23 protein-coding genes are annotated in these 26,650 nt (G+C 45.7%); 11 read left to right on the forward strand and 12 right to left on the reverse strand.

The annotated features are described in order from the left end of the window. The first annotated feature begins 9 nt into the window (after positions 1-9). Positions 10-1,518 carry a phospholipase D family protein gene (locus tag ACL934_RS03875; RefSeq protein ID WP_413613135.1) on the forward strand — a complete coding sequence of 503 codons (1,509 nt, stop codon included), beginning with the start codon at positions 10-12 and terminating at the stop codon, positions 1,516-1,518. Positions 1,519-1,525: 7 nt separating this feature from the next. Further along, positions 1,526-1,909, forward strand: coding sequence for a DOPA 4,5-dioxygenase family protein (locus tag ACL934_RS03880; RefSeq protein WP_413613136.1), 384 nt, complete (start codon positions 1,526-1,528; stop codon positions 1,907-1,909). Here ACL934_RS03880 and ACL934_RS03885 read toward each other — a convergent pair. From ACL934_RS03885 to ACL934_RS03910, 6 genes are all read right to left on the reverse strand, one after another. After that, entirely contained in the window at positions 1,906-2,217 is a 312-nt protein-coding gene (locus ACL934_RS03885) for a helix-turn-helix domain-containing protein (protein ID WP_413613137.1), read from the reverse strand. The two genes, ACL934_RS03880 and ACL934_RS03885, sit on opposite strands and share 4 nt — an antisense overlap. Next, positions 2,207-2,488 (reverse strand): type II toxin-antitoxin system RelE family toxin, encoded by a 282-nt coding sequence (locus ACL934_RS03890; RefSeq protein ID WP_374077873.1) that lies wholly within the window; start codon positions 2,486-2,488, stop codon positions 2,207-2,209. The genes ACL934_RS03885 and ACL934_RS03890 overlap by 11 nt, the downstream gene beginning before the upstream one ends. Positions 2,489-2,620: 132 nt before the next feature. Further along, a complete protein-coding gene (locus ACL934_RS03895; RefSeq protein ID WP_374077876.1) occupies positions 2,621-4,165 on the reverse strand; it encodes a GIY-YIG nuclease family protein in 1,545 nt (514 codons plus the stop codon). After that, positions 4,155-6,530: an ATP-dependent DNA helicase gene (locus ACL934_RS03900; protein ID WP_413613138.1), complete on the reverse strand. Its 2,376-nt coding sequence runs from the start codon at positions 6,528-6,530 to the stop codon at positions 4,155-4,157. Before ACL934_RS03900 ends, ACL934_RS03895 begins: the two co-directional genes overlap by 11 nt. Before the next feature lies 1 nt (position 6,531). Beyond that, positions 6,532-7,605 carry a PA0069 family radical SAM protein gene (locus ACL934_RS03905; RefSeq protein ID WP_413613139.1) on the reverse strand — a complete coding sequence of 358 codons (1,074 nt, stop codon included), beginning with the start codon at positions 7,603-7,605 and terminating at the stop codon, positions 6,532-6,534. Positions 7,606-7,669: 64 nt separating this feature from the next. After that, complete coding sequence (locus tag ACL934_RS03910) at positions 7,670-8,902, reverse strand: MFS transporter (RefSeq protein ID WP_413613140.1); 1,233 nt, start codon at positions 8,900-8,902, stop codon at positions 7,670-7,672. 322 nt (positions 8,903-9,224) lie between these two features. Here ACL934_RS03910 and rlmN point away from each other — a divergent pair, with 322 nt between their 5' ends. Next, on the forward strand, positions 9,225-10,439 hold the full coding sequence (gene rlmN, locus ACL934_RS03915; RefSeq protein WP_413613141.1) for a 23S rRNA (adenine(2503)-C(2))-methyltransferase RlmN: 1,215 nt from the start codon (positions 9,225-9,227) through the stop codon (positions 10,437-10,439). Between the two features lie 12 nt (positions 10,440-10,451). Then, positions 10,452-11,360: a PfkB family carbohydrate kinase gene (locus tag ACL934_RS03920; RefSeq protein WP_374077887.1), complete on the forward strand. Its 909-nt coding sequence runs from the start codon at positions 10,452-10,454 to the stop codon at positions 11,358-11,360. A gap of 53 nt (positions 11,361-11,413) precedes the next feature. On the opposite strand, the gene ACL934_RS03925 is transcribed toward ACL934_RS03920, so the two are convergent. Together ACL934_RS03925 and ACL934_RS03930 are read right to left on the reverse strand one after the other, a co-directional pair. Then, positions 11,414-13,108, reverse strand: a complete 1,695-nt coding sequence (locus tag ACL934_RS03925; protein WP_413613142.1) for a GMC oxidoreductase — start codon at positions 13,106-13,108, stop codon at positions 11,414-11,416. An 8-nt stretch (positions 13,109-13,116) separates the two neighbouring features. Then, entirely contained in the window at positions 13,117-14,907 is a 1,791-nt protein-coding gene (locus tag ACL934_RS03930) for an alpha/beta fold hydrolase (protein ID WP_413613143.1), read from the reverse strand. A 295-nt stretch (positions 14,908-15,202) separates the two neighbouring features. On the opposite strand from ACL934_RS03930, the gene ACL934_RS03935 reads away from it, so the two are divergent. The 4 genes from ACL934_RS03935 to ACL934_RS03950 are packed head-to-tail and all read left to right on the forward strand — an operon-like array spanning position 15,203 to position 19,847. Next, positions 15,203-16,477, forward strand: a complete 1,275-nt coding sequence (locus ACL934_RS03935; RefSeq protein ID WP_413613144.1) for a hypothetical protein — start codon at positions 15,203-15,205, stop codon at positions 16,475-16,477. Positions 16,478-16,479: 2 nt separating this feature from the next. Beyond that, on the forward strand, positions 16,480-17,622 hold the full coding sequence (locus tag ACL934_RS03940; protein ID WP_413613145.1) for a hypothetical protein: 1,143 nt from the start codon (positions 16,480-16,482) through the stop codon (positions 17,620-17,622). A gap of 34 nt (positions 17,623-17,656) precedes the next feature. Beyond that, positions 17,657-18,874: a glucose-6-phosphate isomerase gene (locus ACL934_RS03945; protein ID WP_413613146.1), complete on the forward strand. Its 1,218-nt coding sequence runs from the start codon at positions 17,657-17,659 to the stop codon at positions 18,872-18,874. A gap of 37 nt (positions 18,875-18,911) precedes the next feature. Continuing rightward, positions 18,912-19,847: a diguanylate cyclase gene (locus ACL934_RS03950; protein ID WP_374077899.1), complete on the forward strand. Its 936-nt coding sequence runs from the start codon at positions 18,912-18,914 to the stop codon at positions 19,845-19,847. Position 19,848: 1 nt separating this feature from the next. On the opposite strand, the gene ACL934_RS03955 is transcribed toward ACL934_RS03950, so the two are convergent. Continuing rightward, positions 19,849-20,634, reverse strand: coding sequence for a hypothetical protein (locus ACL934_RS03955; protein WP_413613147.1), 786 nt, complete (start codon positions 20,632-20,634; stop codon positions 19,849-19,851). A gap of 327 nt (positions 20,635-20,961) precedes the next feature. Here ACL934_RS03955 and ACL934_RS03960 point away from each other — a divergent pair, with 327 nt between their 5' ends. The 3 genes from ACL934_RS03960 to ACL934_RS03970 are packed head-to-tail and all read left to right on the forward strand — an operon-like array spanning position 20,962 to position 22,573. After that, positions 20,962-21,582: an RNA polymerase sigma factor gene (locus ACL934_RS03960; RefSeq protein ID WP_374077903.1), complete on the forward strand. Its 621-nt coding sequence runs from the start codon at positions 20,962-20,964 to the stop codon at positions 21,580-21,582. A gap of 3 nt (positions 21,583-21,585) precedes the next feature. Beyond that, the gene (locus tag ACL934_RS03965) at positions 21,586-22,065 is read left to right on the forward strand and encodes a hypothetical protein (RefSeq protein ID WP_413613148.1); all 480 of its coding nucleotides are present in this window, start codon (positions 21,586-21,588) and stop codon (positions 22,063-22,065) included. 25 nt (positions 22,066-22,090) lie between these two features. After that, positions 22,091-22,573, forward strand: a complete 483-nt coding sequence (locus ACL934_RS03970; protein ID WP_413613149.1) for a hypothetical protein — start codon at positions 22,091-22,093, stop codon at positions 22,571-22,573. A 4-nt stretch (positions 22,574-22,577) separates the two neighbouring features. On the opposite strand, the gene ACL934_RS03975 is transcribed toward ACL934_RS03970, so the two are convergent. The 3 genes from ACL934_RS03975 to ACL934_RS03985 form a co-directional block, all read right to left on the reverse strand. After that, entirely contained in the window at positions 22,578-25,154 is a 2,577-nt protein-coding gene (locus ACL934_RS03975) for a Calx-beta domain-containing protein (protein ID WP_413613150.1), read from the reverse strand. A 114-nt stretch (positions 25,155-25,268) separates the two neighbouring features. Then, the gene (locus ACL934_RS03980; protein WP_413613151.1) at positions 25,269-25,997 is read right to left on the reverse strand and encodes a hypothetical protein; all 729 of its coding nucleotides are present in this window, start codon (positions 25,995-25,997) and stop codon (positions 25,269-25,271) included. A 96-nt stretch (positions 25,998-26,093) separates the two neighbouring features. After that, positions 26,094-26,645, reverse strand: a complete 552-nt coding sequence (locus tag ACL934_RS03985; RefSeq protein ID WP_413613152.1) for a hypothetical protein — start codon at positions 26,643-26,645, stop codon at positions 26,094-26,096. Between the last annotated feature and the right edge of the window lie 5 nt (positions 26,646-26,650).

The following is a 26,650-nucleotide window of genomic DNA, read 5'->3' on the forward strand; positions in this document are numbered from 1 at the left end:
GGAGTCCTTTTGTCTTTCTATTCACTTGTCTCTTGTCAAAGTGTGCCGATGAACTTCAAAGCTCCTGAAAGCTACGCCCTTACTGAAACATCAGACACCTATTTCGGAAAATTTCTTGCTCCCAGCGTTCACGCAAACCCTGGAAAGTCAGGTTTTTATCCTTTGCAAGCGGGAACGGACGCCTTTGTCGCTCGCTTAGAATCCGTTCGTCGCGCTGAAAAGAGTCTCGATGTTCAGTATTACATTTGGCATGACGATCTTGTTGGAAAAATGCTGTTTCATGAAATCTTGGCTGCGGCCGACCGTCATGTGCGAGTGCGGTTGCTGTTGGATGATTTGCACATTGGTCAGTACCAGGATTTGCTTCTTGTTTTAGATTCTCATCCGTATATCGAAGTGCGGATGTTTAATCCCTTTACAAATCGCAGTCTGCGAATTTTGGAAGTCTTTCGCTTTAGCCAAATAAATCGGCGCATGCACAATAAAGTTTTAATCGCTGACAATCAGACATCCATCATCGGTGGAAGAAATATCGGCAATGAATACTTCACAGCCAGCCGCGAATCCAATTTTGGTGATTTTGATGTGTGGTGTTTTGGTCCGGTTGTTGGGGAAAGTTCTCACGCCTTTGATCTTTACTGGAATCACCGTTTGTCGGTGCCGATTTCAGTTTTAAATAAACGCGAAGTAGGTGGAGGAGAGTTATCACATCTGCAAAGCGAGTTGCGGGATCTGATAAAAAGTCCCGAAGCTGCGATGTACACAAAGGAAATGTTTGATTCCAATCTCGCCAAAGAAATGCGACTGGGGAAAATTTCTTCATTCTGGGGTAAGGCGAAAGTTTTCTCGGACTCTCCAGAAAAAGTAGCGGGGGAAAGTTATAAGACCACCTCTATGCTCAATCAGGTCACGGCATTACCGATCAAGGCGGATAAAGAGATCTTTATTGTTTCACCGTATTTTATTCCTGGAAAAAAAGGCGTCGACTATTTTAAGCGAAAGCACCAAGAGGGCGTTAAGGTCACTGTTTTTACCAATTCCCTGGCGTCGAACGATGTGCCCTTGGTTTTTGCCGGGTATAAAAAATATCGCAAAGGTTTGCTTAAGGCCGGAGTCGAAATTTATGAAATGCGTCCCAAAGTCACGCCTAAGAAAAAGAAAGTGAAGGCGAGCATTTCTGCCGGAGCCCGCCTGGGATTGCATGGCAAGGCCTATGTCTTTGATCGACGTGTGATGTTTGTGGGCTCGATGAATTTAGATCCTCGCTCTGTGGAGCTTAACTCTGAAATGGGTGTTTTGTTTGAAAGTCCAGAGCTTGCGCAAAAGTTTGTCGAACTCACATCTTTGGAGCTTCCTGATATCGCCTACAAAGTTGTTGTCGATGAAAAAGGTAAAATGGAATGGATCACCCACGAAGGTGAAAAGCAAGTGAGAGTCGATTCGGAGCCGGAAACCTCCATTTGGAAAAGCTTTGAGGCCGGGTTCCTTTCCTTGTTTGTTCCCGAGAGTATGTTATAAGAGCGGCATGAACACGCGAACTTATAAAGTAAATTCCCAGCTTTTGCCTCAAGGTTTCCCTCGCGAATTTGATGCGCACATTTATTTTTCCGAAGTATCTTTGCAGAAAGCCCAGAGCCTTCATGATGAAGCCATTGAGCAATTTAAGGGACAGCGCGTGTTTGTCGGAGAAATGATCCCAGAACCCATCGGTCCTCATCCAACACCGATGTTTGAAATCAACTTTCCCAAAGAATTTTTCACGGATGTCGTCTTGTGGTTGATGAAGGCCCGAGGAGATTTATCCGTTTTGGTCCATGAACTCACAGGCAACGATCTTTACGATCACACCCAAGCAGCGATGTGGCTCGGCGAAGCCGTTCCTTTGGACTATTCAAGATTTAAATCCTAAGATGCTGAAAACAACTGAACGTCGTATTTGAGACCATCTTTATATAGAGAGTCTCTAATGGCTAGCTGTATGACAACCATTTCGTCGAGCCCTAGTTTTTTTGCAATCTTTGCGGCCCGAGCAGGTGAAGGAATTCTGCGTCCTTTTTCGAGATCGTTAAGATTTTGTACCGAAATACCCAATTTTTTTGCAAATGCGGTCTGAGAAATTTCTTCCGAAATTCTCCAGGAATGCAAGAATGAGCCAAAGCTAAGTCGGCCAAATTTTCTTTCAAGAACTTCAAAAGTGGAAAGCCTTTTAGTAGTCATGTTTGTGAACCTCCAATAGCTCAATGTGAACTTCATCTTGAATGATACGGTAGATCAGTCGATAGGACTTATTTAGTCGAACCGAGCGCTGTCCCCATCTTTCACCAAGAAGAGGCTCGTCATGGTATCCCTTTATTTTTGCGATTTCTCTGAGGCCATGAAGTCCAACATTGAAAACCCAAAATTTAACTTTTTCTTTAATATGTGAGGGAACTCTTTCAAGCTGTTTGATAAACTTTCTGGTGTGAGTAACTTTCGTTATTACCTTCACAGCCTGTCTCCTTTTTACTTCAAATTGAAGTAAATTGCAAATTTTTGATAAAATGCAATGGAAGCAATTGGAAATCCATGGCCAGAATCTGTTTAATTTGATTTGAGCTGGTCCAAGCCCCGAAGAGCGGACTTAGTATCTGTTCATTTCTACAGAGTGATCTTGGGAACGGAGTTTATTCAACTCGGTGAAAAGCACAGTCATGCGATCGTAGGTGTCGATGGAGAGATCCTTCCAGGGGCATTGAGGAGAAGTCTTAGGAAGATCTTCAGAGACGATGTGGCCGTTGTGAGTTTTTAAGGCGATGTTCTGCTCCCCTGAAACTTGAATTCGGGCATTTAAAAGAGCTGTTAGTTTTTTCGTGCGCAGGTAAGTGGCTGCGGAACGAATGAAATGTCTTTCAAACTTGTCGGCAATATCTTCGGCCGTGAGTTCGACTTCACTTTCTTCTAAAAGTTCTTCCGCATCATCATCATCTTCTGCTTCTTCTTTCAATTTACGATACCAGTTTAAGCCCACGGCGAGGATCGAGCGTGTGGAAGAGAACTGATACATTTCAAAACCGTGACGCTCGCAAAAAAGCTGGAACCCTTCCTTAAGAAGATTTGCATCTAAAGGTTCATAGAACATGTTTTCATCAAAAGCTTCCGAACGCAGAGACTCGCTAAGTTTTAAAATCGAATCCAAAGCCAAGGCGTTCGAAAAAGGACCAATAAAATGTTCATCGTCTGCAATGCTAGAAGACGATGTGAAGTCTTTATTAAAGAAAGCCAATTCTCGACGACCCACTTTTAAACTGACGTTGTAAGGTGGGTTGAGTCTTTTAATCTCGTCAGTCTCAAGAAGAGCAGCCTCTAGCGGGCTTCCTACGGTTGTTACGTGCAGGTCCCACACCTGAGTCAGCATTTCCAGTTTTCGTGTGTCGCGATTTTTCTGACCACGGAAGTAACTATTCACCCGGTCGTGCAAAGACGTCGCTTTTCCGACGTAAAGGACCTCGCCCCAGCGACTCATCATGCGATAGATGCCAGGCTGTTTAGGGAGGCTCAGGCGTTTTTCTTTCGGAAGAGGGTATTCATACTTTACTCGCACTGCCTTCGGAGTTTCTTGCAGCCACAAGTGTAATTCCTCTAGCGTATGAATTCCTTTTTCTTCAAGAGCGGCCGTCAACCCTTGCCAGATCACTTGCGTGGCCTGCACGTGATTTGCGGCGCGCTTCAATTCCCCCGATGGACAGCCAAAATATCCTGCCAGTCCTTTGATTCCGCGAGTAGGCAGATTGGGGAAAAGACGTTTTGCAATTTCATGAGTGCAAAGGATGGAAAAAGGCATCGCCTCTTGAAGTTTTTCGTAAATATCCGCCAGGAACGGTTTTTCAAATTGCGCAAAGTGAATGATCGCCAGAGCGTCAGTGCCCACGTGTTCTGAAATAAAATTTTTCAGCAATGAGAAGACTTCTGATGCAGGGCGAGCCTCGGTCATGTGTTTTTCATAAATGCCAGTAATAAATTGAATGCGCCTTGGAACAGGTTGGTCTTCGGGTTGTTGAACTAAAAAGCTTGCGATCTCTTCGGATTGCAAAGACCCCCAGGCCACTTCCAAAATATTCGCCGTATCGGGCTTAGCGCCAGTGGTTTGCAGATCTAAAAAGAGAACAGGTTTCTTTTTAAGACTCATGGGAAGTCTCCCAGAACTCTTGGACGTCCTTCAGAATTTGGCGAGAAACCAGTTCTTGAGGGGACTGTTCAAACCATCCTTCGGGCATTGTTTCGGCGTAGCTGTTTTGTAAAAAGCGCGAGTCGAGCATCACAATCACACCGCGATCTGTTTCGGAGCGAATCACACGTCCCGCAGACTGAATCGCTTTGGCCATGGCAGGATAGACATAGGCATAGTTAAAAGCATTGTCTTTGCCGTAACGGTTTTCGTAATAAGCGCGAATTTGTTCACGTTCAAAATCAAAGTTAGGAAGAGCCGGGCCGACAACAAAGGCGCCAATCAGCATGTCACCAGGGAAGTCCACGCCTTCCGAGAAAACGCCTCCTTGAACACCCATAAGCAATGTCGGGCGTTGACCGGATTTCATTTCTTCCAAGTATTCTTGAGTCTGCTTTTGTTTCATCTCACGTTCTTGAATCAGAATCTGAAAATCAGGGAGGTGAAGCTTGTTGGCCACCATGCTCATAAACTCAAAGCTCGGGAAAAGAGCAATATAGTTACCCGTTTTCACTTGAGTGATTCGCTGAATGGCATCGGCAATTTTTCCCGCACTGGCATGACGATCCGCAAACTTCGTTGAAATTTGCGGGATGATAAGAAGTTTTCGATTGTCTTTTACAAATGGAGAAGAGAATTCAATCTGTTTCGTCAGCTCTTGCGGAAAACCTAAAAGTTCCTGATAGTAATTAAAAGGCTTCAAAGTCGCTGAAAAGGCCACGACATTTTTAAACTCTTTGTAGGCTACGGCCAAATGATCGGCGGCATCACAACACGTGATCTTAAGCATCTCGGTGTAGTTGCTCTTTTGATAAGTTTGAAAAAACTCTTCGCCACTTAAGGTGAGCGAGTTCACGAAGTCCGACCACATATTCATAAAGCGCAACATGGGATCTTGATTTTGAATTTCTTCGTCTGATTCCATGTATTGCACGGTCAGATCGCGAATGTCCGTGTCGAGTTCTTCAAATGGATCTAGATCAATGTCAATTTTTTTAGAGATCCCCTCTTTTCCATAAGACTGAATAAGCTTACGCGCTTGCTGAAGTAATACTTGCGCACGCAATGAAAAAGACGGAGAGAGTTTTACGAGGTCTCTTTCTAAAATGCCCAACTGCTGAGTCGAAATGCTTGGCGAGAAATAATCCTGGGCCCGGGACGGCAAGTTGTGGGCCTCATCTATCACAAGATTGGCTTTTTCTTTTTCATCAAGCAGAGGTTCGGCAAGACGCCCGATTAAACTGCGTGGAGCAAAGACGTAGTTATAGTCGCCAATCACAACATCCGCGCGTTCAATGGCTTCAATGGACAACTCAAATGGACAGACTTGATATTCTTCCCCCATGGCTTTGAGCTTGTGACTGTCGAGGCTGCGCAGTTTGCTTAACTTATTAACAAGATCATTCTCATGAACTTTCTTGTAATAGTCTTTGGCAAACTCACAATAGCGAGGATTGCATAAAGGCTCTGCTTTTAGACACATTTTACTTTTTGCCGTGATCGTCAATGCGCGAACCTTACAGCCTTGCTCCTGCATACGTTCAACGGCTTCTTCAGCCACTTGGTGCTGAGAATTTTTGGGAGTCACGTAAATAACTTTTTGCCCGCGAGCTAAAGCTTCCTTCAAGGAAGGATAAAGGATTCCTGCAGTTTTTCCTAAGCCTGTGGGGGCCTGAATGAGAAGAGGATTTTGAGTCGTAAAGTTTTCAGTGATGGACTCCACCAATTCCTTTTGCCCCTTGCGAGGAGCAGAAAAAGGAAAAGTCATTTCTTCAGCTGTCTTCTGGCGTTTCTTAAAAAGTTTTTCTTTGATCTTTGTTTCAACAACAAGTTCGGCCAGACGAAGTACTAACCACGCTTCGTATTCTTCGATGTCGAGTAAAACTTCCAAGTCTCGAAACTTATAATAATTTCTGGCAGACACAAGGCACAGTTTTAATCGGGGAACGACTCCGGTTTCCTTATAGTGCATGTATCCGTAAGTGCGCACTTGCCACACGTAGGGATGGTTCGGTTCGTAGGTGAGTTTGTCGTAAAGCTCGTCAATGTCGAAGCTGGTTTTGATTTCTTCAATCAAACACGGGTATTCGATAAATCCATCCACACGACCCGAGATCACAAACTCATAAGGAGCTTGCTCAAATGTCCAAGTTATTTTTTTCTCGGGCGTATAATCTGAATTTTCGCGGACGCGGATTCTTTGCACGGCCTGGTGAAGTTCCTGCCCGCTCATTGGAGGCGCGCCATAACCAGAATGCGTCTCGATGCTTCCCACACGAGGAGTTGGAACGGCAAATTGTCGAACATCGAGATGAATCTTACGCATATCAGTCTAAGTTAAATTGAAGTTGATCCCCGGGTCTTTGGAAGTGCTCCGCCGAGAGTTCAAACTCTTTCACATTTAAATTGTATTTGCGAGTATAAAGAGCAAACATTTGCGCCATTTGGTCCGCTCTGGCGCCTTCTCCGCGCATACGCGACCCAAAGTTCGCGTCATTGAGTTTGCCGCCCCGAATATCACGCACCGAGTTTAAAACTTTTTGCTTTTTTAAAGGGCGATGGACTTCCAGCCACTCTTCAAAAATCGGTAAAACTGAAGATGGCAGGCGCAGGGGAGTGTATCCGGCAAACTGCGCTCCCGCTTCACTAGCGGCTTTCAAAATCATCGGCATTTCATGATCAGTAAGGCCCGGAATACAAGGCGCCACATTGACGCCGACGGGAACTCCGGCCTCTGCCAAGGTTTTAATCGCATTTAAACGCGCTTGAGGATGAGAAGTGCGCGGCTCCAAAGTTCGCGCCAACTCCGCATCTAAAGACGTCACAGAAATAAAAATCAGGACGCCGTCATAGGCCGCCATCTCTTTAAAAATATCCAGGTCCCGCACAATTAAACTGTTCTTCGTGATCAGCGATACTGGATTTTTAAATTCTAACAAAACTTGCAGGCAGCCACGCGTGAGTTCCATCTTGCGTTCAAGAGGTTGATAGCAGTCTGTGACTCCGCTCATGTTGATAACTTCCGGTTGCCACGAGCGCTTCATCAAAGCCTCGCGCAAAAGTTTCGGAGCTTCTTCTTTCACGAAAATTTTCGATTCAAAATCCAGTCCCGGAGAATAACCCAAGTACTCATGCGTAGGACGCGCATAGCAGTACGAGCAGCCGTGTTCACAGCCGCGATAAGCATTCACTGAATAGCGAAAGCCGATATCAGGGGATTTGTTTTCCGTGATAATGGTGCGCGAAGAATCTTTTAGAACTTCCGTTTTGAGAAGGGGCTTCTCGTCAGCATAATTATCGAAATCTTCTTCGGTAGCTTCGTATTTAAGAGAGTCGTAACGATTGGTGACGTTGCTACTGGCTCCACGACCACGGATATCTTTTCGAAATTCACGTGTCATAGGGGAACCAGTATGTCATGGGTGGTGGAAACAGCAAGTAGATCTATTCAATATGAGTCTACTTTTATTTCGCAGGGACTTCTTGCAGAGCCCCTTGTCTTTCGCGTTTAAACAGAAACGCAAAGCCGTTCACCATGAAGAAAGACAGAATCACAAAGGCCAGACCCCATAAAATCGCCTGCTTAATACTAAAGAGGTCCGTCAATTTTCCCACTGTCAAATGCATAATAATCAGCATGAGGGAGTCCGTGGCCATCATATAGGAAACAGCCGAGTCCAAATCCTCAGGAAATTCCGAAGAAATCCAAGAAATCGACAAAGGATAAAAAGGCGCAATCATAAATCCAGAGGCCGCTAAGAAAAGCGGATGCACAAAAACGCCGGCAAGAATAAATACGGCCGTTAAGATCAAGGACGCTGAAAGTAAAAACTGCGGAGAGCGCTTAAAGTGAACAACGGTAAAAAGAAAACGACCCAACATCATCGAAATAAAGAAGTAGGTCACATAAAGACTTGAAGCCTCCATGTCATAGTTCCAAGTGCGTTGCATGTACAAAGCCAAACGAGAGGACACCATAATCTCTGCCGCGACGGCAAGGCTTAGCATCACCGCTAAAAACAACTGCGGTTTAAAGTTCTTCTGTTTATTAGCTTTATGTTTTTCCGGAGAGAACTCAGCCTTTGTGTGCAATGACTTGTGACTGCCGTGCAAAGTGTAAACAAGCAAACTCAAAGGTCCGATTGATCCCGCCACAAAAGTCCAACGCCAGCTTCCTGTTAAATATTCCATGGATGCCGCCAGAAGAGGAGCCAGCAAACTCGCCATTCCGTACATCGTGTGAAGGCCAGAAAGCATTTGCTGTTTTCTGTGGGGACTTGATCCCATGGGCACAAGAATATTGGGAACAAGACCCAAAACACCAAGACTCAAGCCAAAGAAAAAGCTGAAAAAGAGAAACAATGGGAAGTAGGTCGATGCGGCCATACCCCACATGGAAATGGTTAAGCCCATCGCGCCGCCGCGAAGAACCGTCAAGCGGTCGTAACGTCTAAGCAAGTAACGGCAACCATAGCTCGCAAAAAAACCCGAGATGTTACTTAAGGCAAACATCAACGAACCCATAGAGTCGCTGATTGCAAACTGCTTCATAATCTCTGGGAAAAGAGGCCCACGAATATTATCGGAAAGACCAAAGACAAACAAACTTGCATAGGAAAGAAAGATAAAGGGCCAAATCATGACCTCAATATAAAGACTCTTCAGAGCTAATACAAGAGCAACTAGAACCCATCTCATAAGCCCAATTCCTGCGTTGCTTCGTCGTCGCAGTACAATGTACAGCTTCCTCCTCGCGCCTTGGCCTTGGGCTTATGAGATGGGTTCTAATTATTCCCTGGAAGCATGGCTCGGTAGGGAACACGGAATATGAGGCTGGCTTGTGTAGATTTTGCCTGAGAAACGGCTCAAGGTCCTTCCCTCAGGGGGCAATTCTATGAAATCCCTAGGAAATTAAGGGGGCTTATGCTACAAACTCGGCCACATAATCCTTTAACCAAAGAGACTGCTTAAGGTCTCAGCTGTAACAAGCATGGCTGTAATAAGCCCGAGGAGCCCGAAGATGGAATTAAACAACGGCAGCGTTGAAAACGCTATGTCTGCACCTGTGAACTACATCGACGATAACGTCGCAAAACCTCTCGAAAACAAACCCGTCAATTTTTACTCCCTCACACTTGAAGATTTGAAAGCTTACCTTAAGGGTAAAGGCAAAGAGCAATTCCGCGCTCAACAAATTTTCAAATGGGTTTACGAACAAAGAATCACAGACCCTGAGCAGATGACGAATTTGTCTAAAGAGTTCAGAGCCTCTTTACCGCAAATTTTGACCTTTGAACTTCCTAAAGTTTTGACTCATTTAAAATCCGTCGATGGCACTCAGAAAATGCTTTTCGATATGGGGAACGGTCAAAGCGTTGAAGCCGTTTTGATTCCTTCCGAAGACCGTCTGACTTTGTGTATTTCTTCAGAGGTGGGCTGTAACATCGGTTGTAAGTTCTGCTTTACTGGAAAACAAAAACTAAAACGTCGTTTGCGCACGGAAGAAATCGTCGGTCAATTCATGCAAGCCCATGACCGTTTGGGTGAAAATCAGCGTATCACGAATATCGTTTTCATGGGGATGGGCGAGCCTTTGGATAATCCAGAAGCCGTGTTCAAAACCATCGACGTTGTGCACTCTCCTTGGGGTATCAATTTGTCCCGTAAGAAAATCACCGTTTCCACTTCGGGCATTGTTCCTGAAATGTGGCGCGTGGCAGATGCGAAAGTTCGTATGGCGGTGAGCCTTAACGGCCCGACAGACGAAATTCGTACTCAAGTGATGCCGATCAATAAAAAATGGAATACGACGGAGCTTTTGAAAGCTTGTAAAGAGTATTATCAAGCGACGAAAGACAAAGTGACCTTTGAGTACGTTTTGCTTAAAGGTGTGACGGATCAAATTGAACATGCTCGTCAGTTGGTGAAGCTGGTGAAGGATGTTCCTTGTAAGATCAACATCATTCCATTCAATGAACATCCAGGTTCTGGTTATGAACGCCCTTCAGACGAAGCGGTGGAGGCATTCCATGCAGAGTTGATGCGTTTGGGTGCTCATGTTCTTCTTCGTCGTTCTATGGGCCGTGACATCTACGCGGCTTGCGGTCAGTTGACGAGCCAAGTGCCAAACAAACCAGAGTCCATGGATATTTCAAATTCTAAAATTGCGGGTCTTCCTAAATACAAGCGTGAGATGCTTGCTGCTGCCGAAGTCCAAACGAATAACAACCAATAAGGAAGAACTCACATGTCAGAAATTCTTGTTGTCGGAAGTCTTGCTTACGATTCAATCCAAACTCCATCAGGAAAAGTGGATCGCGCTTTGGGCGGATCAGCTAACTATTTTTCTTTGGCGGCTTCTTTGTTTTCAAAAGTGCGCGTTGTCGGTGTGGTCGGTGAAGACTACGACCAGAATGATTATGAGCTTTTAAATTCTCGTGGCGTTGATTTGACAGGTCTTTCAAAAGTTCCTGGTAAGACTTTCCATTGGGCGGGTTCTTATGAAGGTGACATGAATGAAGCGAAAACTTTGAAAACGGACCTGAACGTTTTTGAACACTTCAATCCCCAATTGCCAGAGCATTTTAAAGATTCTTCTTTTGTCTTTTTGGCAAACATCGCTCCAGAGCTTCAATTGCAGGTTCTTGAGCAAGTGAAAGCTCCGAAGTTTGTAGGTATGGATTCTATGAACTTGTGGATCAATATCAAAAAAGACAAAGTGATCGAAGTTCTTAAAAAGGTCGACCTTGTTCTGATCAACGAAGGTGAAGCAAAAATGCTCACGGGCGCAGCGAATGCTATTTCTGCGGCTCCCTTGATCACTGAGTTGGGTCCTAAGACTGTGGTTATTAAACGTGGCGAATACGGTTTTGCGATGTACTCGAAGGCGGAAGGTTACTTCATCTTGCCAGCGATGCCGATTCCGACTGTCGTTGATCCAACGGGCGCGGGTGATACTTTTGCCGGCGGATTCTTCGGATACTTGGCAGCACAAAAAGAAGTTCCAACAGTAGGACATCTAAAACAGGCCTGCATCATGGGTTCGATGATGGCGAGCCACACGATCCAAGACTTCTCTGTGAGAGCTCTTGCGAAAGTGACTTTGGGTGATTTGGAAAAACGTCTTTCTGAATACAAAAAAGTAATCACTGTTTAAGCTAAAACATGAAACAAATAAAAAGGGGATCATCCAAAAGAGGATCCCTTTTTTTATGCGGGAGTCTCTTCTTTAATTTTATGGGTCGTTTCCACTTTGCTGGGAATTTGTTCCGCGATGTATTCAGCCACCGCAGCAATCGTAAGGGATGGGTTGGTGCCCGTCGACGTCGGTAGAATACTTCCATCGACAACGAACAAGCCAGGGTATCCATACACTTCACCCAACGGGCTCACGAATCCTGTTTCAGGCGAGTCTCCCATAGGACAGCCTCCCAAAGGGTGCACAGAGATCACTTTGTTTAAATGGGTCAGGGGATTTTCGACGTACACGCCATCCACCATCTCTGCAATTTTCTTCATCTCTTCACGCAGACGTTCGAAGTGCTCTTGGCTTTGATCTATCTTCCAACGGATGATGGCTTGATCGTCTTCGCGCAGTTGCACTTCGCCGTCGGGTTTGTCACGGCCCATTCCTAAAAGAATCAGACAGCGCTTAGTGAATTCAGCGCGATCAATGATTTTGGCAAACTCGTCTCCGATATTGATTGGATCGTGTCCTTTTATTTTTAATATTTTAAAGATGTACTTTTTAATTTGATGACCCATGAGCTTTGCAAATCCGGCGATGCCTGCGAGCTGCGGAATGCGTCCTGAAAGAAACCACGCAAATCCCAAAGGATAGCCGGCCTCCTGCAAGTACATACCGTGAGGATATCCGTCTTGATAGTCGCGAAAAGAATATTCAATGGAGCCTGTGATCACGGGACCGTTGGTCGCGTCGACATTGGGTTTTGTGTTGAAAATCCAAGAAATAAAATCGCCGTTGCCGCTCCATTTTTTTCCGAGCCATTCATTGAGTCGTGGCAGATGCCCGTATTTTTTCATTTTGAGTAAGAGAGACGTAGAGCCCAAGGAGCCTGCCGACAGGATAACGTTCTTAGCAGTGAAAACATTTTCTTGCAGAGGAAATTCCGGAATCACATATGTCACTGCATAGTGATCCTCCCGATGTTCAATGCGAATGACTTCGGCGTGGGTTCTGACATCAGCGGGATGGGGAACGTTCTTAAGGGTTCGCGCTCTAAAGATGTAATTCAAATCCAAAGAATTTTTTGCGTGAATATTGCAACCAATATCGCAATCGCCACACTTGTTGCAGCGAGATTGAAGAGCCCCGTGCATATTGCGACTTTGATGTCCTGGAAAGTCTCCTTCAAAACGCACAGCCAAAGGAGGCAGTGTGAACTTATGACGTGTTTTTGCTTCCGGATGCATGGGCATCTCTTCCGCCACTTTTTTAAAGAGGGCGGTTTTAGGAGTATTTTTATAGTAAGGTTGAGTTTCAAATGGATAGGGCTTTGCTTCCATCATGTGCAAAACTTTGTCGTAGTAACGATCCATCTTTTCTCGCGAAAGACCTCCGGGCCATCCCTTAAAAAACTCAGGCGGCATGCGATAAAGAACATTGGCGTAAATTAAACTGCCGCCACCCAAACCACTGGCTGTCAAAGTCATGGCGTCGCTGTCAGGCGTATCGCGAAACTCCATCAGTCCGAATCTTTTGTCTTGAGGATCCCAGAACATATTTTTTCGGACTTCGTGGGGGCGCCGAGGAAATTCATGCATTTTCCACTGGCGGCCTCTTTCTAAAAGGCAAACCTTGTATCCTTTTTCAACCAAACGGCATGTCATGACCGAGCCCCCAAAGCCGGAGCCGATCACGATGTAATCGTAATCCAATTTCATTTTTTGCCTCACGCGACGCGGAGTTTGCGAACTTCGCTGACACCTGTTTGTTGTTTTAAGAATTCAACCAGTTGGGGAAATACTTCGGTGTGGCTGTATTGTCCCATGAACACATCTTGGTGTCCGTAGTTCGCGAATTCTTTGTATTGCACCCTGGTGGCATTCGCAGTGCTCTTCAAAACTTCATAAGTCTGTTTGTTGGATTCTGGAAAAATATGATTGTCCAGGCCTGATATAAATAATGTCGGAGGCATCTCACGTTTTTTCATCTCTTCAAGATAATTTATTTTGCCATTGAAAGAGACCGACGCTTTAGCAAAGAGCATTTTGCGAATGTGTTTGTAGTAGTGAAAGCTAGTGCCTCCGAATAAATCCACCAATCTTCGGTGAGTCACCGGATGAATATTGCGATGGTTGAAGGCCGCCGGAAATCCCCAGCCCCACATGAAGCTCACCATATGACAAGCAGGCTCTTTACATTCACTGCGCAAAGAACGCTCCATCCAGTAAAGCCATTTTCCGAAAGCACGCCCCGGAGAGTAGGGAATGCGCGGAGACACAAACGGATATCCAAAAACTTGTTCAAGAATTTCGGGTCCTACCATCATTTTGGCAAAAGCCTGCCACGGAACTTGCGGAGTGAGGGACACACTGTTGGAGACAATGCTTGCGATATTACCGACGTAACCTGCGGCATAAGCAGCCATGAAAGCCAAAGATCCCACACAGTGGGCAATCACGTGGATTTTGACGTCGGGACCACATTGTTCACGAATGAACTCCACGGCTTTGGGGATGTCGTATTTTGCGATATCGTCGATGGTATAAAGGTGAGGATTTAAGTTGTAGGTAAAGCGACTGCTTCCACGCCAATCTAAAGACCATACGTCAGAAAATCCGTTTCCGTGCAGATGATTCACGATATTTTCGTGCTCCGGCATGATGTACATGTCTGTGGAAGTTGTCAGACCGTGCAAGAGCAGAACGACATTTTTTGATTCCTGTAACTTAAATCGTTGCACAGAAATTGTAAGACCGTCGCGAGTGTCGAGGGGATGTAAAGACTTTTCCCCCAGAGCCACACCTTGTGTGGTGTGGAGGGGATAGAGATGTTCATTCCACCGCGCAGAAGTCGTTGTGAAAATAAAAGGCGCATAACTTTCCCAAAGAGTGTCTGTGAAAGCTTTAAAATATTTCAGCAGCGATTCTTTTTCTTCAAGATAAGAAGACGCATTGGTTTTAAAGCTTCGCATTTGGCGCATAAAATCGCTCAAAGAAATTCGAAGCACTCCGATGGCGTGAACGTTCTTATCTCCGTACTTTTCAAAGTTAGAATGGCCTTCCCAAAGATAATAGTAGAGGGTCGTGGTTTGCTTCCAAACCTCCGATGTGTCTTCTTTTAAAATTTCTTTGTAACCAAAGAAGGTCCACTTTTTTCCCTCGCGATCGGTGAGAAAAAATGTGTAGTGCATTTCTTTGGCGGTATCGAAATGAGGACTGGCGGCTGGTTGTGTGAAGAGCTGAAAGAATCCTTGTTCCAGTCTCATATCGTCGCGAAAACGGAAGTCGGTGATCTTTCCAAAAACCTGCGAAGGTGTGCTGTGGTCGGCCAAAAAACGTTCCAGATCGGGCACTTTGATCGTCACTGCGAATTCGAAAGGCTGTTTGTCGGAGCGTTCGTTTTCACTGTGAAAATCGTCATGAGAAAGTGGTTTGGCCGGAGACAAGAGGAATTTTTTCGGAACCAGGAAGCCGGCCATTCTTTCTGTGAATTCGAGGGAGGTCGTGTGCTTAGTCATCTAATTATTCCTTTGTTTGGTAAACAGTATGACGTTTTAAATGAGCTTGGAAAGTCCCGCAACCGACGTAGGATCGGTGGTCATTAACAATATTTTGTGTACGCATGTTTTCGACGAGGTGTGTTTGGACCAAGAGGCATTGTCTTAAAATGAGATAAGCTGGACCTTGATCCTGATATTAATCGACCTTCGTTTTATCCTTAAAGAGAAAGGTGAAAAATTCCGATATTTCTCAATAGATATGAGCAAAAAGAAAAAGAAATCTTCAGCTGCTGAGAATCTCATTGAGTCCCTAATGGATGACCTCAAGGATATTCAGTCCGAATCTTCCTACCGTACGGGAGATGATGAAAATAATTTTTCTGGTTTGCCAACTCTGGACGATGAAGCCAATCGTGTCGAGAACACGAACGTCGGCAATAACCTCTGGGACAATTTAGAAAAAGGGCTCGATAAAGATTTAGTCTCTTCCGAATTTACGGGAGGAGCTGAAGCTGCCGAATCCGAAGAGCACGAAGAAGAGGCTTCATCGGACTTCGAGATGCCTGAAGGCTTTGGGGATTTGCCTCCCTCAGAGCGTTTTATGGTCGGTCCTTCTGCGGAAGAAGAGCGTTACGACGGCCCATCAGCAGAGGGCGGTTACCAATCTTCTGACGATTTATTTTCTCCTCCAGCAATGGATGATGTTTATCAAGGATCTTCTACCGAAGAGTCTTCTGATGATGAGGCGACAAGACCGGTTTTCAGCCCCAGCGCTTTTGGTGGCGGTGGCGGCGAAGATAAAACCGTCTCTATTCAACAAGACATGAACAACACCTCATCGGTGGCTTCTGGTACTGACGCTGATAAAACAGTGGCGGTAGAAGGTTTTGCCAATGCTCGTTTGGGCGCGCGCAAGGCCCCCGATGTTGACGTGAAGGTGAGTGTTGGAAACTACCGTGGAAGCCGCGGCTCTGCCAATGTGATGACTTCCGTGGATGCAAGTTTGGCGCAAGCTGAAAACTTGAAGTTAGCCCAACAGCGTATTTTGGAATTAGAAAAAGAAGTTGAACATCTGCGCGGTGAAAATGAAGAGCTGGCTTCTGCCGGTGAGATCATTCGTTCACGCACCGATGAATTGACAGTGCGCATTTCTTCTTTAGAAAAAGAAAAACAGGAGATCCAAGAATCCGCGCAAAGCGAGATTTTGATCTTGAAGGGCAATCTTCAGTACAAAGAGAACGAAGTTGCCAAGGCGCGTATTAAAGTGGATGAACTGGAAACTCGACTAAAATCGGACTTTAAGAAGATCCGTGTGCGTGAAAGAGAGCTAGAAAATCGTCTAGAGCTTCTTCGTGCAGAAAAGTCGGCCCTTGTTCGGTCCAAAGATGAGTATATCTTAGAACAGAAAAGAAAGATTGATCAGCTCTCACAGGAACTCGATAATTACCGTAAGAAGTGTCTTGAACTTAACAAGACTATCGAGGCCAATCAGGATCAAGTTAAACGCACCGAGCGCGCTTTGCGCTTGGCTTTAACAAATCTAGAGGCTAAAGAGGAGAACCTCGTTCCGTTGAAGAAAGCTGAGTAGTCATGGATTCTGCTTCCCCAGTTGAGAGCAACGAAGGCACCGCCGCGGTTGCCAAACCAGCTCCAGTTAAAAAGATCAAAATCATCGTGAGTGATCTCCATTTGGGGAAGGGTCGTCTTTTGGAAAAAGGCGGTATCAACTCTTTAGAAGAATTCTACTATGGGGAAAAATTGGTGGAGTTCATTCACTTTTACTCCACAGGCGTGTATCGCGACTACGAAGTTGAATTGATCATCAACGGTGACTTTCTTAATTTCTTGCAGTGCGATTACAAAGGGCATTTCCTTTCGGTGATCACCGAATCAGTCACGTTAGAAATCCTCAAAGAGATTGTGAAAGGTCACGCCAACGTTTTTCAGGCCATGGCGGAATTTGCTGCCAAACCTGGCAACACCATCACTTACATTGTGGGGAATCACGATCAGGGCATGTTATGGCCCGCGTGTCGTGCTTATTTAAACCAAGTCATTGGCACACCGATTCGTTTTAAAAATATCGTATACTTCTTTGATGGAGTGCATATTGAGCACGGCCACATGCATGAAGCTGCCAACCGCATGGACCCGAAGAAGTTCTTCCTAAAAAAAGATCTGGTAGAACCTATTTTGAATCTTCCTTTTGGTTCGCACTTTTTCTTGGAAGTTGTGTTAAAGATCAAACAACATTATCCCCACGTCGATAAAATCCGTCCGTTCGGTAAAATGGTGCGTTGGTCATTTATGAATGAAACCAAGATCATGATCAAAGCATTCTTCATGGCCTTGGGATACTTTTTCAAAAGCGCTGTGGTTAAAGATCCTCGTCGTCATTGGCCATTAAAGCGCATCATCCAAGTTATTGCCGAAAGTGCGATCTTTCCTGATTTAAGTGAGTCGGCGCGTAAAATTTTGGGAGACGAACGAGTTCACACAGTCGTCTTTGGCCACACTCACGTGTACCAGTACCGTCAGTGGTCCGAGAATAAAGAATATTTTAATACGGGAACATGGACTGAGATCACTTCTTTAGATATTGTGTCTTTAGGAAAAATCACGAAGTTGACTTACGTGTTGATTGAATACCCCGAAGATGGAGGACGCCCTCGCGGTCGTCTGAAAGAATGGAAAGGGTATCACCGAATCGAAGAGGACGTAGCAATCTCCTAAGGCCATTCCAAGGCCTTAGATTAAGGCGGAATGTATGTTGGAAATTTCTCAGGCAGCTCACAAACTTGATTCTTCAGTTCTTGAAAAATGCCAAGAGTCTTTAAAAATCTTTTTGCATCGCAAAGACATTGGATTTCCCCAACTCGTTGAGCGCGTTTCGCTGTGGCAGCAGTCCTACAAAGTAGGCCAAGAATTTTCACATCGTTTCAAAAGACTTGTTGTTGTTGGCATTGGGGGAAGTTCACTTGGCACACGCGTGATTGCGGAAGTCTTCCGTGCCAAAAAACTTTTCTTTCTAGATAACGTCGATGCCTTGGAGTTTGAGACTCTGCTTGAAGAGTTGGGTGATTTGCGTGAGGTCGGTTGGGTTTTCATTTCTAAAAGCGGAACCACGATTGAATCCTTGTGCTCTCTGGATTTCTTGGAGCAGATTTTCAGAGAAGAAAATTTGCATTTGCCTTCACAAAGCATTGTGATCTCAGAACCTAAGGACAACACTCTTATGCAGTGGGCGAAAAGATATTCTGTTCCCACTTGCGAAATTCCCGTGGATGTCGGGGGACGTTTTTCTGTGCTTTCTCCTGTGGGAATGATGCCAGCCGCTTTCTTGGGATTGGATTTGGAAAAATTCCGCGTAGGAGCCATGCGGGCTTTGAACGACACGGCTTTGGTGACACAAACAATGGCTCATGTCGCACAAAGTTTTAAGCGCGACGAATGGATCACACTTTTGTGGCCGTACAATTCTCGTCTGAAAGGTTTCGGTTCTTGGTATCAACAACTCTGGGCAGAGTCTTTGGCGAAAACTCACGGACGTGATGGTGCGGCAGCGATGCGTGCAAGCACGCCAATGTCAGCCGTGGGCGCATGCGATCAGCACTCGATTTTGCAACAAGTGATGGAAGGCGCCCGTGATAAACTCGTGATTTTCCTTCGAGTCGAAGAATCTGAAGGCGGATCTCAACGTCTTCTTAAAGCGCAATTCAAAGAAACTATGGATTTAGAAGGGCGCACCATGGGTGAGCTTTTGAGGGCAGAAGCTTTGGCCACACAAGAAGCTCTGACTCAAAGTGGAGTTTCTACTCTCACACTTAAGACAAAAGTCTTAGATGAGCACACTTTGGGATACCTTTTCATGTTCTGGCAACTCGTCGTTGCTGGCCTTGGGGAGTACATGCAAATTGATGCTTTCAATCAACCTGGTGTAGAGCTGGGCAAGAGACTAGCGAAAGAGAAATTGAAGAAAGCTTGATTGTCATTCGTCGGTGGGAAGCCTTATACTTTTCCTTATGGCTCACAACGATGACACATCCAACGACAATTTAGAAAAGACCAGTATAGTCGCAAGTGATACGTTCAAAGGACGTTTGAAGGAAGCCGATGAAGTGCCTCCGGCGATCGTTGTTTTGATTGGTCCTCCGGGTTATGTAGGTAAGCAATATCCTATCACGGCCAATGACATCGTGATCGGCCGTTCTGTGGAAAGCCAAGTTTACATCGACGATAAGAGTTTAAGTCGTTCTCACGCAAAGTTCGCGGTGAATGGCAGTGAAGTGTCCGTGATTGATTTGGGTTCTACGAATAAAACTATCGTGAACGGCCAAGTTATTCCGCCATTGGCTTCGTGCCTTTTGAAAAACAATGATCAAATCAAAACTGGAAACGTGATTTTTAAATTCCTTGAAAAAGGAAGTATCGAAGCCATGACGAATGCGGCGATGTACGAGCGTGCGCAAAAGGATGCTTTGACAGGGGCTCACTCCAAAGGTGCTTTGATTGAAAAAGGCCCTGAGGCGATGAAGCGCGCGGAAGTTTTAAACGAACCGCTCAGCCTTGTGACATTCGATATCGATCATTTTAAAAAGATCAACGACACCCACGGACATCCAGGGGGCGACCATGTCCTTAAAGAACTTTGTCGTATTGTGATCACAAAGCTCATTCGCTCGAATGACTTCTTCGCTCGTTATGGCGGGGAAGAGTTTGTTCTTCTTCTTTCAGGTTCTTCTTTGAAGACGGCAGGCGAAGTGGGCGAGCGTATTCGCCAAACGATCGAAGCTCATGAGTTTGTTTTTGAAGGAAGAAAGATTCCTGTGACGATTTCCGTGGGAGTGGCAACAAAGCTTCCAAACGAAACAGAGTGGAATCAAATCTACGACCGCGCCGACAAAGCCTTGTATCAATCAAAACAAGGCGGACGTAATCGCGTGACGGTGGCTCCGTAAACTATTTTTCTTCAATAATGGATGTCATGCTCCAGTGCAGGGGCACTCCAAAAGAGAAAGCATTAAAATCTTCTCGTGACGCCGGTCTTAATTGAATGATCGGTGTCGTGTCCGTCAAAGACGTCGTGTAATTCACGCGTAAGAGCGTGTAGCGATGGGGATTCTCAGGATCAATAACTCCTAAGAGTTTGTTGTCACGATCTGCAAAAACTTTAAGAACAAAATGATTCCCGCGCACCAGAGGGCGATCTATCAATTCGTCAGGCAACGGAATATTTCTTCCCGGTCGGCCAGGTCGAATTCCTGGTTCTGGAGGTCTTGGGATTTCCCGGTAGTTCAGCATTAGAATTTGTGGAGCGGGACTCCAGATATCGTCTTCCTTGATGATCACACCTGCGCCATAACGACCTTTGATAACGTAGTCTTTATGGATGCGAAGTTTTTTATTCAACGTTTTTAAGAACGTCACAAGATCGGGTTCGACAAGGCCTTGATTGATGTCGATGTGTTTGGCGTAAAGATCCGCGCCGACTTCTTTAACCAACTCCACCAAGTGCTCTTTGCTGTAAGGCTGCTGCACAGATTTTAATTGCAACCAATTCACCGCGCTCGTGGGCCCGCAGAGTGACGTGCCTTGGGTATCGGTCGTGACACCCATCTCTACAAAAATGTTGTCATTTTGATTGAGCATCAAAGAAGAGAGGTCGTTCTCTGCCGGAAGGGTGAGGGCGAAAGAAAGGACGCCATATAATAAGACGGAACAGAAAAGGCCTAAGATTTTTGTCATGGGAGGGTTTTAGCAGATTACATATATAGACAAAATATTCGGGCGGCCTTTGGGTAATCTTTTTAAGTCTCCGAGGTTCCAGGTCCTTCGCCTAGAGCCATAAGAAATGCTAATACGTGTCATAACAAAATGCATAATTCCTAAGATATTTCATATATTTAGGGCCACTTTGGCCATGCACATTTCGGCATCATCGTTGCATTAATGAAACAGTGTAGGCACCGCGGGTTTGGGGGCGAATTTACCGGGGGCTGAGGGGGGCGAAATGGCCTTTCTGGGAAAAAAATTCAGAACGTTAACCGAATTTAGACAGAAACGAGTCATAGTATGGAGAGAGATCTAGTAGTGACGGATCTTGAACTGGTTGAAAAAGTAAAGTCTGGCGACAGACGAGCTTTTTCCGAACTCGTGAAACGACATCAGAGAAGTGTGCTGCGGTTGAGTTTGAGGTTTGTGAAGGACATGGACACAGCGGAAGATGTGACGCAAGAAGCGTTCATCAAAGCTTACGAGAAGCTGAACTCTTTTGAGGGCAGAGCTTCTTTCAAAAGCTGGTTGTTCCAAATTGCAGTTAACACTGCGAGGAACAAAATCCGCGAGTGGAAAAGGGACACCGTCGATATAGACGATGTGCAGTTAGCGGTGGATGCCGAAGCTGAAACTACATTAGTCCATACGGCGGTGGCAGATATCCTGCACAACGAAGTGGAAAAGTTGCCATTTAAACAAAAGACAGCGTTGGTACTTCGTGTATATGAAGACCTCAGCTTTAACGAAATTGCCGATATCATGCAGTGTCCTTACGACACAGCGAAGGCGAACTACCGCCACGCTCTCATGAAGCTTCGTCAAACTTTTGAGCAACAAGCGGAGCTCAAAAATTGGACGGAAGAAGTTGGTGGTTTCTTTATGGAAGTAAACCAAAGATTTGCGGAAGCAGAGGGATAATCAATGGACCGTATCGAACCGATGGATCGTATGGATAAAGTGCGTAAGGGGCTGAAGGCTACCGATGAACTTGAACTCCCGATGAACGAAGATTTTTTCGATCGTCTGCACGACAAGATCATGGCCGAGGTTGAGCAAACAGAAATTGCTCCGGCTCCTCTGCTTATGAAGCCCAGAAATGTTCTTCGCGCTCACTGGCGAGGATGGCTTTATCCGGCAGGCGGTATGATGTCACTTTTCCTTTTCTCAGCATTGTTGTTGGGTCAGGTGTCAAAAGTAAACCAGTCTATGCAGCGTGTGGGCTTATTGAGTGATGGTCACGAGCGTATCGTAGCGCAGGCACTTCTGTCCCCAGAGGACCTATCCCAGACTTTAATCAGCACGCAGAGCGAATCTGACTTTTTTATGGACGTAGCCAGCGAATCATTCGAAAATTTATCTGTAGCGAAATTCAATAAAATCATGGGTGAAAGCGGACGCTAGTTTCACCCTTTTCGGGTGAGTCGACGTGCGCTGGATAATTTTTGTTTTCATTTTAATCGCCTCTATCGGGGCGCTCCCAACCGCAGCAACCGCTGCGGAAAAACGCAATCAGTTGGAAGAACTTCTTATTTGGAAAATGAGTGATGAGCTTAAACTCACACCCGTCGAAGAAAAGAAGTTCACCGACATCGTTCAAGGTCTTAATAAGAAAAAATCTGAACTCAATCAGTCGTTGCAGACTTCCATTGAACTTATGAACAAAGCTGCGACAGCGAAATCAAAAGATGAAGAGTTGGGGCGCTATCGTAAAACTTTGCAGAACTATGCGCGTTTAAGTGAAGAAGAGTTCGACAAGCTAAAGCCGCTTTTGGGAGCAGAGAGAATGGTGCAGTATCTGCACATCAAGCAAGATCTCACGAACCGAATCAAAACGATGCTTGCAAATCCAGAAACACAAAAGGGCCAAAAGGCCCCTTTACCTCAACCGAAGTTGATCGAAGAAAAATAGAGATTTACGGAGAGCACACGAAGTTAGAATTCGCTGTCTCTCCTAAATCTGCACTGTACTCCAAGTTTCCACCCCAGCACTTCACGCCACCGGTGTTTAGAATTGCACAGTTGCGAACGTCGTCGGTTATCAAGTGAGCGACTCCGCTTTCTAGAGCATTCACAAGTGCAAATTTTGAACGGTTTACATAAGTTCCGTTGCCCAATTCTCCGAAGCGATTGGAGCCAGAGCACATGACGGAGCCCGTTTTCATTAAAATACAAGTGTGGGAGTCACCAATAGTAACTTTCGAAGCAGGACCTGGTAATCCGATGGCATCGACAGGAGTGAGGCTGTCTGTGGTGGTATCATCTCCCAATTGACCATACCAATTTGAACCCCAGCACTTCACAGCTCCAGATTCAAGAATCGCGCAACCATGATAGTCGCCCACGGATATTTCATTAACCTCGGCGAGACCAATCACGCTCACCGGGGTTGAGCTCTTGGTGGTTGTTCCATCCCCAAGTTGGCCACCCCAATTGGCACCCCAACATTTTACGCCACCGGTATTTAACAGTGCACATACGGAATTGCCGAACATCGACAGTTTCACAACTCCCGAAAGTCCAGAAACATCAACGGGAGTTGGACTGGAAACGAAGGTCCCATTGCCAAGTTGTCCTTCCGAATTGTCGCCCCAACATTTTACTTGGCCATTGCTCAATAGTGCGCATGTGGAGCGTTCACCGCCGACGACAGCAACGGCATTTGAAACGCCCAAGACGTCAACCGGAGTGGATTTTTCTTGTCCCCATCCTGACGTGCCATCACCAAGCTGACCTTCCCAGTTGGCTCCCCAACATTTAATCCCGCCATTTATCATGACAGCGCAAGTGTGATAGAAGCCCGCCTCTAACGCGACGACACCTGCAGTAAGACCTATGACAGGTACGGGAGATAAGGATTTAATCTGCGTGCCGTTTCCAAGCTGTCCTTCGGGGTTGTCGCCCCAACATACAGCTCCACCGGTGCTCGTCACAGCACAGTTATGAATCTGACCCGCTGTTGCATCTTTGGCTCCAGAAGGTAAATTTGCAGTATCGATCGGAAGTGTGCGAGTCATCGAATTTCTGCCATTGCCATACTGACCAAAACTGTTTACGCCCCAGCATTTTGCGCGGCTATCAGATAGCACGGCACAGGTTGTTGAAGATCCGAGCGAAAGCGATGCGATTCCCGTAGCAGCAGTCACATTCACAGGAGTCGATTTAGGCTCCATGGTTCCATCCCCAAGCTGGCCACTCGAATTTTTTCCCCAGCATTTGACGGAGCCAGAAATAAATCGTGCGCATGCATACTCTTGGCCAGCACTGATTTGATCCGCGCTCTCAGTAAGGCCAACGACATCAACGGGACTTGTTCGATTGTTTCCATCTGTGCCATCGCCGAGTTGACCGTGGAAGTTTTCTCCCCAGCATTTAATGGAACCTGTTCCTAAGAGGGCACATGTCGAGTAGGTACCAGCCGCAATCGACACAACTCCGGACGTTAATCCGTTGACGTCGACGGGAGTTTCTTTTTGCGTAGTTGTACCATCACCGAGGGTACCTGAGAAATTATCCCCCCAACATTTGACTCCACCCGAATTTGTGAGTGCACAAGTATAGAAATCTCCGGCCGTGAGTTCAATCGCACCTGTGAGTCCGCTCACATCTACTGGAGTCTTGCTATGAGTGACGGTGCCGTCTCCCAGTTGACCTTTTGAGTTGTGCCCCCAACACTTCACTGTTCCGGTCGCCATCAGCGCGCAACTGTGCAACCCTCCTGAAGCAACATGGACTGCTCCGCCACCCAGGCCGACATCTACTGGCGTCATTCGCGTCGTATCCGTACCGTCTCCGAGTTGGCCGAAGGAGTTGTCTCCCCAGCATTTGACTCCACCCGAATTTGTGAGTGCGCATGTATGATTGGGACCCGCAGAGATCTCTTTAGTATCAGCTAAACCAATGACATCAATGGGGAGAAGAGACCCTGTAGTCGTTCCGTTTCCTAATTCGCCATTGTTATTGATGCCCCCCCAGCATTTCACTCCCCCGGAGTTCATCGCCGCACAAATATGGAAATTTCCTTGCGAGATTTGAACAACTCCTGAAAGAGCAGCGAGGTCATCGTCTTGAATTTCTATTTCTGCCGATGCTGTGGCGAAAGCATTTCCGTCTATACTTGATAGAAAAACTTTGAATGTTTTATTTGCTGTCTTCTCATAGCCATTCATGATGGGGACGGAGATTCTTACTGAGGTTTCACCAGCCTTGATGGTCGCCGTTCCCGAAACACTCACATAATCAATTCCGGCAAGTGCCGTGTTATCTTCCGTCTGATAACCGAAAGTCACATCTTCAGTAGCAGCTTCAGGGATGGTCACAGTGAGGGTCGCAACGCCATATTCGGGAACCACTTTATCTGAAATCGAAAGAGGGAGTTCGGAGGTTGGCTTAGATGCCGTAGATGATAAACCAAAAATGGAAGCATCGATGGCGCAGCCAGAATTAATCAATGATAAAGCAATCAGAAAAAAAAGTGCAAGATGTGATGACATGAACACTTATCGGTTTGAGCATGCACCTTATGAGTGTTCATCCATTTCAGAATGAGACTTTTAAAGATTTTGTTCTCTTGGAGGGAACCAAGAGAACTGTATTTGACGATACCGTTATTTCTTACTGATTCCGGTGCCAATCAAAATCAAATCCGCCGATTTTTTCGCTAAGTTGGCCAGTTGTTCTTTATAGAGAGCGGCCACCTTATCGGGTGACATTTTCGCAGCTTCTTCGCAGGTCTTTCCTGTTTTGATGGCGACTTGTTCGGGGGTGACCGTTGCGCGGGCTTCGATTTCTTTGGTTTTCACATTCCATAGTTCCGCGCCGACAAGGAAGTAAACTTCCAGGTCGCCTTTTCTCCCTAAAGGAGACTGGCACAGAAATCCATAACCCGATTTGTGCATTGGAAATCCGTCGTGAATTGTCGGATGAACAACAAAGACGTACTCAGCACCTTGTTTTGCGGCTTCTTCTAAAACGTATTGTTGAATGGTTTGGTAGCGATTGCCCAGGTAAATGTTCTTAAGGCTTAAAGCCTCTTTTTTACCCTCGTTGATTTTCTTCATGTCCAAAGTGACGTTGAGAGATTTTTTTTGAAGACTTGAAAGTTCCGAGTGAATTTCATCGACGATTAATTTATTCACGGATAAAGGTGATGTGTTGGCTGCAAACTCTTTATTCGTAAAAATAGTTGTGCCTGAGTATTTCACCGACGCTTGATCATCTAAGACAGACACAATGCCGACGTTATCAACTTTTTGCAATTTGCTGGAATCAATGGTTTTAGCTGCGCAACTGGTAAGAAGAAGAGAAAGAAGTGTGAGGTGTAGCATCTTGGTCATGGTGTTCTCCTCGAAAAAGGATACGAACTTTTGACCTTGATGTCTAGGACACTTGGACCAAGCCGTCGAATCGCGACTTGGTCCTTTGATGGCTAATTAGCATTCGCCGCCAGCTGAAAGATAAATTTGGTAAACTGTGCCAGTTGCCGTGTCGATGACTAACAAAGTGGCAAACGAAATTCCGCAGTAACCCGGACCATTTCCTGTGTAACCGAATTGAGCTCCCGCCTTGTCGAGAAGACGGATGACCACAGGCCATTCTTTTTTTACTTTTTTGATGCGGGCCTTCATTTGCACAACTTCAGGGTCCGTGTCGTCGAAGTGTTCAAGGCTGTCTTCTGTATCAGCTATCATAAATCCAGACATGGCATTGGCAGAGCGCGCGGATGTTGTTCCCATGTCGACTTCATCACCCCAGGCGATCTCTTCGACTTCTTTGTGGACGAGCTCTTCCACTTCGCCATATTCATGTTGTGAAAAGTTTTGTAGAATTTCTTCCGCAGTTTTACCGCCGACGTGGAAAACGTCGTAACCGTAACCCAGTTTTCCAAGGGCTTCGACCTGCGTTTCGATAGCAGAAGTTTTTTTAGCAAAGGCATTTAAAGAAAAAGCCAGAATTAAAGCAGAAACCAAAGACACTGTTTTCATAATTC

The organism is Bdellovibrio sp. HCB-110 (assembly GCF_047323225.1).
GTDB lineage: Bacteria > Bdellovibrionota > Bdellovibrionia > Bdellovibrionales > Bdellovibrionaceae > Bdellovibrio.

Bases quoted from the DNA above. Each gene is read 5' to 3' on its own strand.
- ACL934_RS03880 (WP_413613136.1), top strand. From the start codon at position 1,526: ATGAACACGCGAACTTATAAAGTAAATTCCCAGCTTTTGCCTCAAGGT.
- ACL934_RS03885 (WP_413613137.1), bottom strand. From the start codon at position 2,217: ATGACTACTAAAAGGCTTTCCACTTTTGAAGTTCTTGAAAGAAAATTT.
- ACL934_RS03895 (WP_374077876.1), bottom strand. From the start codon at position 4,165: ATGAGTCTTAAAAAGAAACCTGTTCTCTTTTTAGATCTGCAAACCACT.
- ACL934_RS03900 (WP_413613138.1), bottom strand. From the start codon at position 6,530: ATGCGTAAGATTCATCTCGATGTTCGACAATTTGCCGTTCCAACTCCT.
- ACL934_RS03905 (WP_413613139.1), bottom strand. From the start codon at position 7,605: ATGACACGTGAATTTCGAAAAGATATCCGTGGTCGTGGAGCCAGTAGC.
- ACL934_RS03910 (WP_413613140.1), bottom strand. From the start codon at position 8,902: ATGAGATGGGTTCTAGTTGCTCTTGTATTAGCTCTGAAGAGTCTTTAT.
- rlmN (WP_413613141.1), top strand. From the start codon at position 9,225: ATGGAATTAAACAACGGCAGCGTTGAAAACGCTATGTCTGCACCTGTG.
- ACL934_RS03920 (WP_374077887.1), top strand. From the start codon at position 10,452: ATGTCAGAAATTCTTGTTGTCGGAAGTCTTGCTTACGATTCAATCCAA.
- ACL934_RS03925 (WP_413613142.1), bottom strand. From the start codon at position 13,108: ATGAAATTGGATTACGATTACATCGTGATCGGCTCCGGCTTTGGGGGC.
- ACL934_RS03930 (WP_413613143.1), bottom strand. From the start codon at position 14,907: ATGACTAAGCACACGACCTCCCTCGAATTCACAGAAAGAATGGCCGGC.
- ACL934_RS03935 (WP_413613144.1), top strand. From the start codon at position 15,203: ATGGATGACCTCAAGGATATTCAGTCCGAATCTTCCTACCGTACGGGA.
- ACL934_RS03940 (WP_413613145.1), top strand. From the start codon at position 16,480: ATGGATTCTGCTTCCCCAGTTGAGAGCAACGAAGGCACCGCCGCGGTT.
- ACL934_RS03945 (WP_413613146.1), top strand. From the start codon at position 17,657: ATGTTGGAAATTTCTCAGGCAGCTCACAAACTTGATTCTTCAGTTCTT.
- ACL934_RS03950 (WP_374077899.1), top strand. From the start codon at position 18,912: ATGGCTCACAACGATGACACATCCAACGACAATTTAGAAAAGACCAGT.
- ACL934_RS03955 (WP_413613147.1), bottom strand. From the start codon at position 20,634: ATGACAAAAATCTTAGGCCTTTTCTGTTCCGTCTTATTATATGGCGTC.
- ACL934_RS03960 (WP_374077903.1), top strand. From the start codon at position 20,962: ATGGAGAGAGATCTAGTAGTGACGGATCTTGAACTGGTTGAAAAAGTA.
- ACL934_RS03965 (WP_413613148.1), top strand. From the start codon at position 21,586: ATGGACCGTATCGAACCGATGGATCGTATGGATAAAGTGCGTAAGGGG.
- ACL934_RS03975 (WP_413613150.1), bottom strand. From the start codon at position 25,154: ATGTCATCACATCTTGCACTTTTTTTTCTGATTGCTTTATCATTGATT.
- ACL934_RS03980 (WP_413613151.1), bottom strand. From the start codon at position 25,997: ATGACCAAGATGCTACACCTCACACTTCTTTCTCTTCTTCTTACCAGT.
- ACL934_RS03985 (WP_413613152.1), bottom strand. From the start codon at position 26,645: ATGAAAACAGTGTCTTTGGTTTCTGCTTTAATTCTGGCTTTTTCTTTA.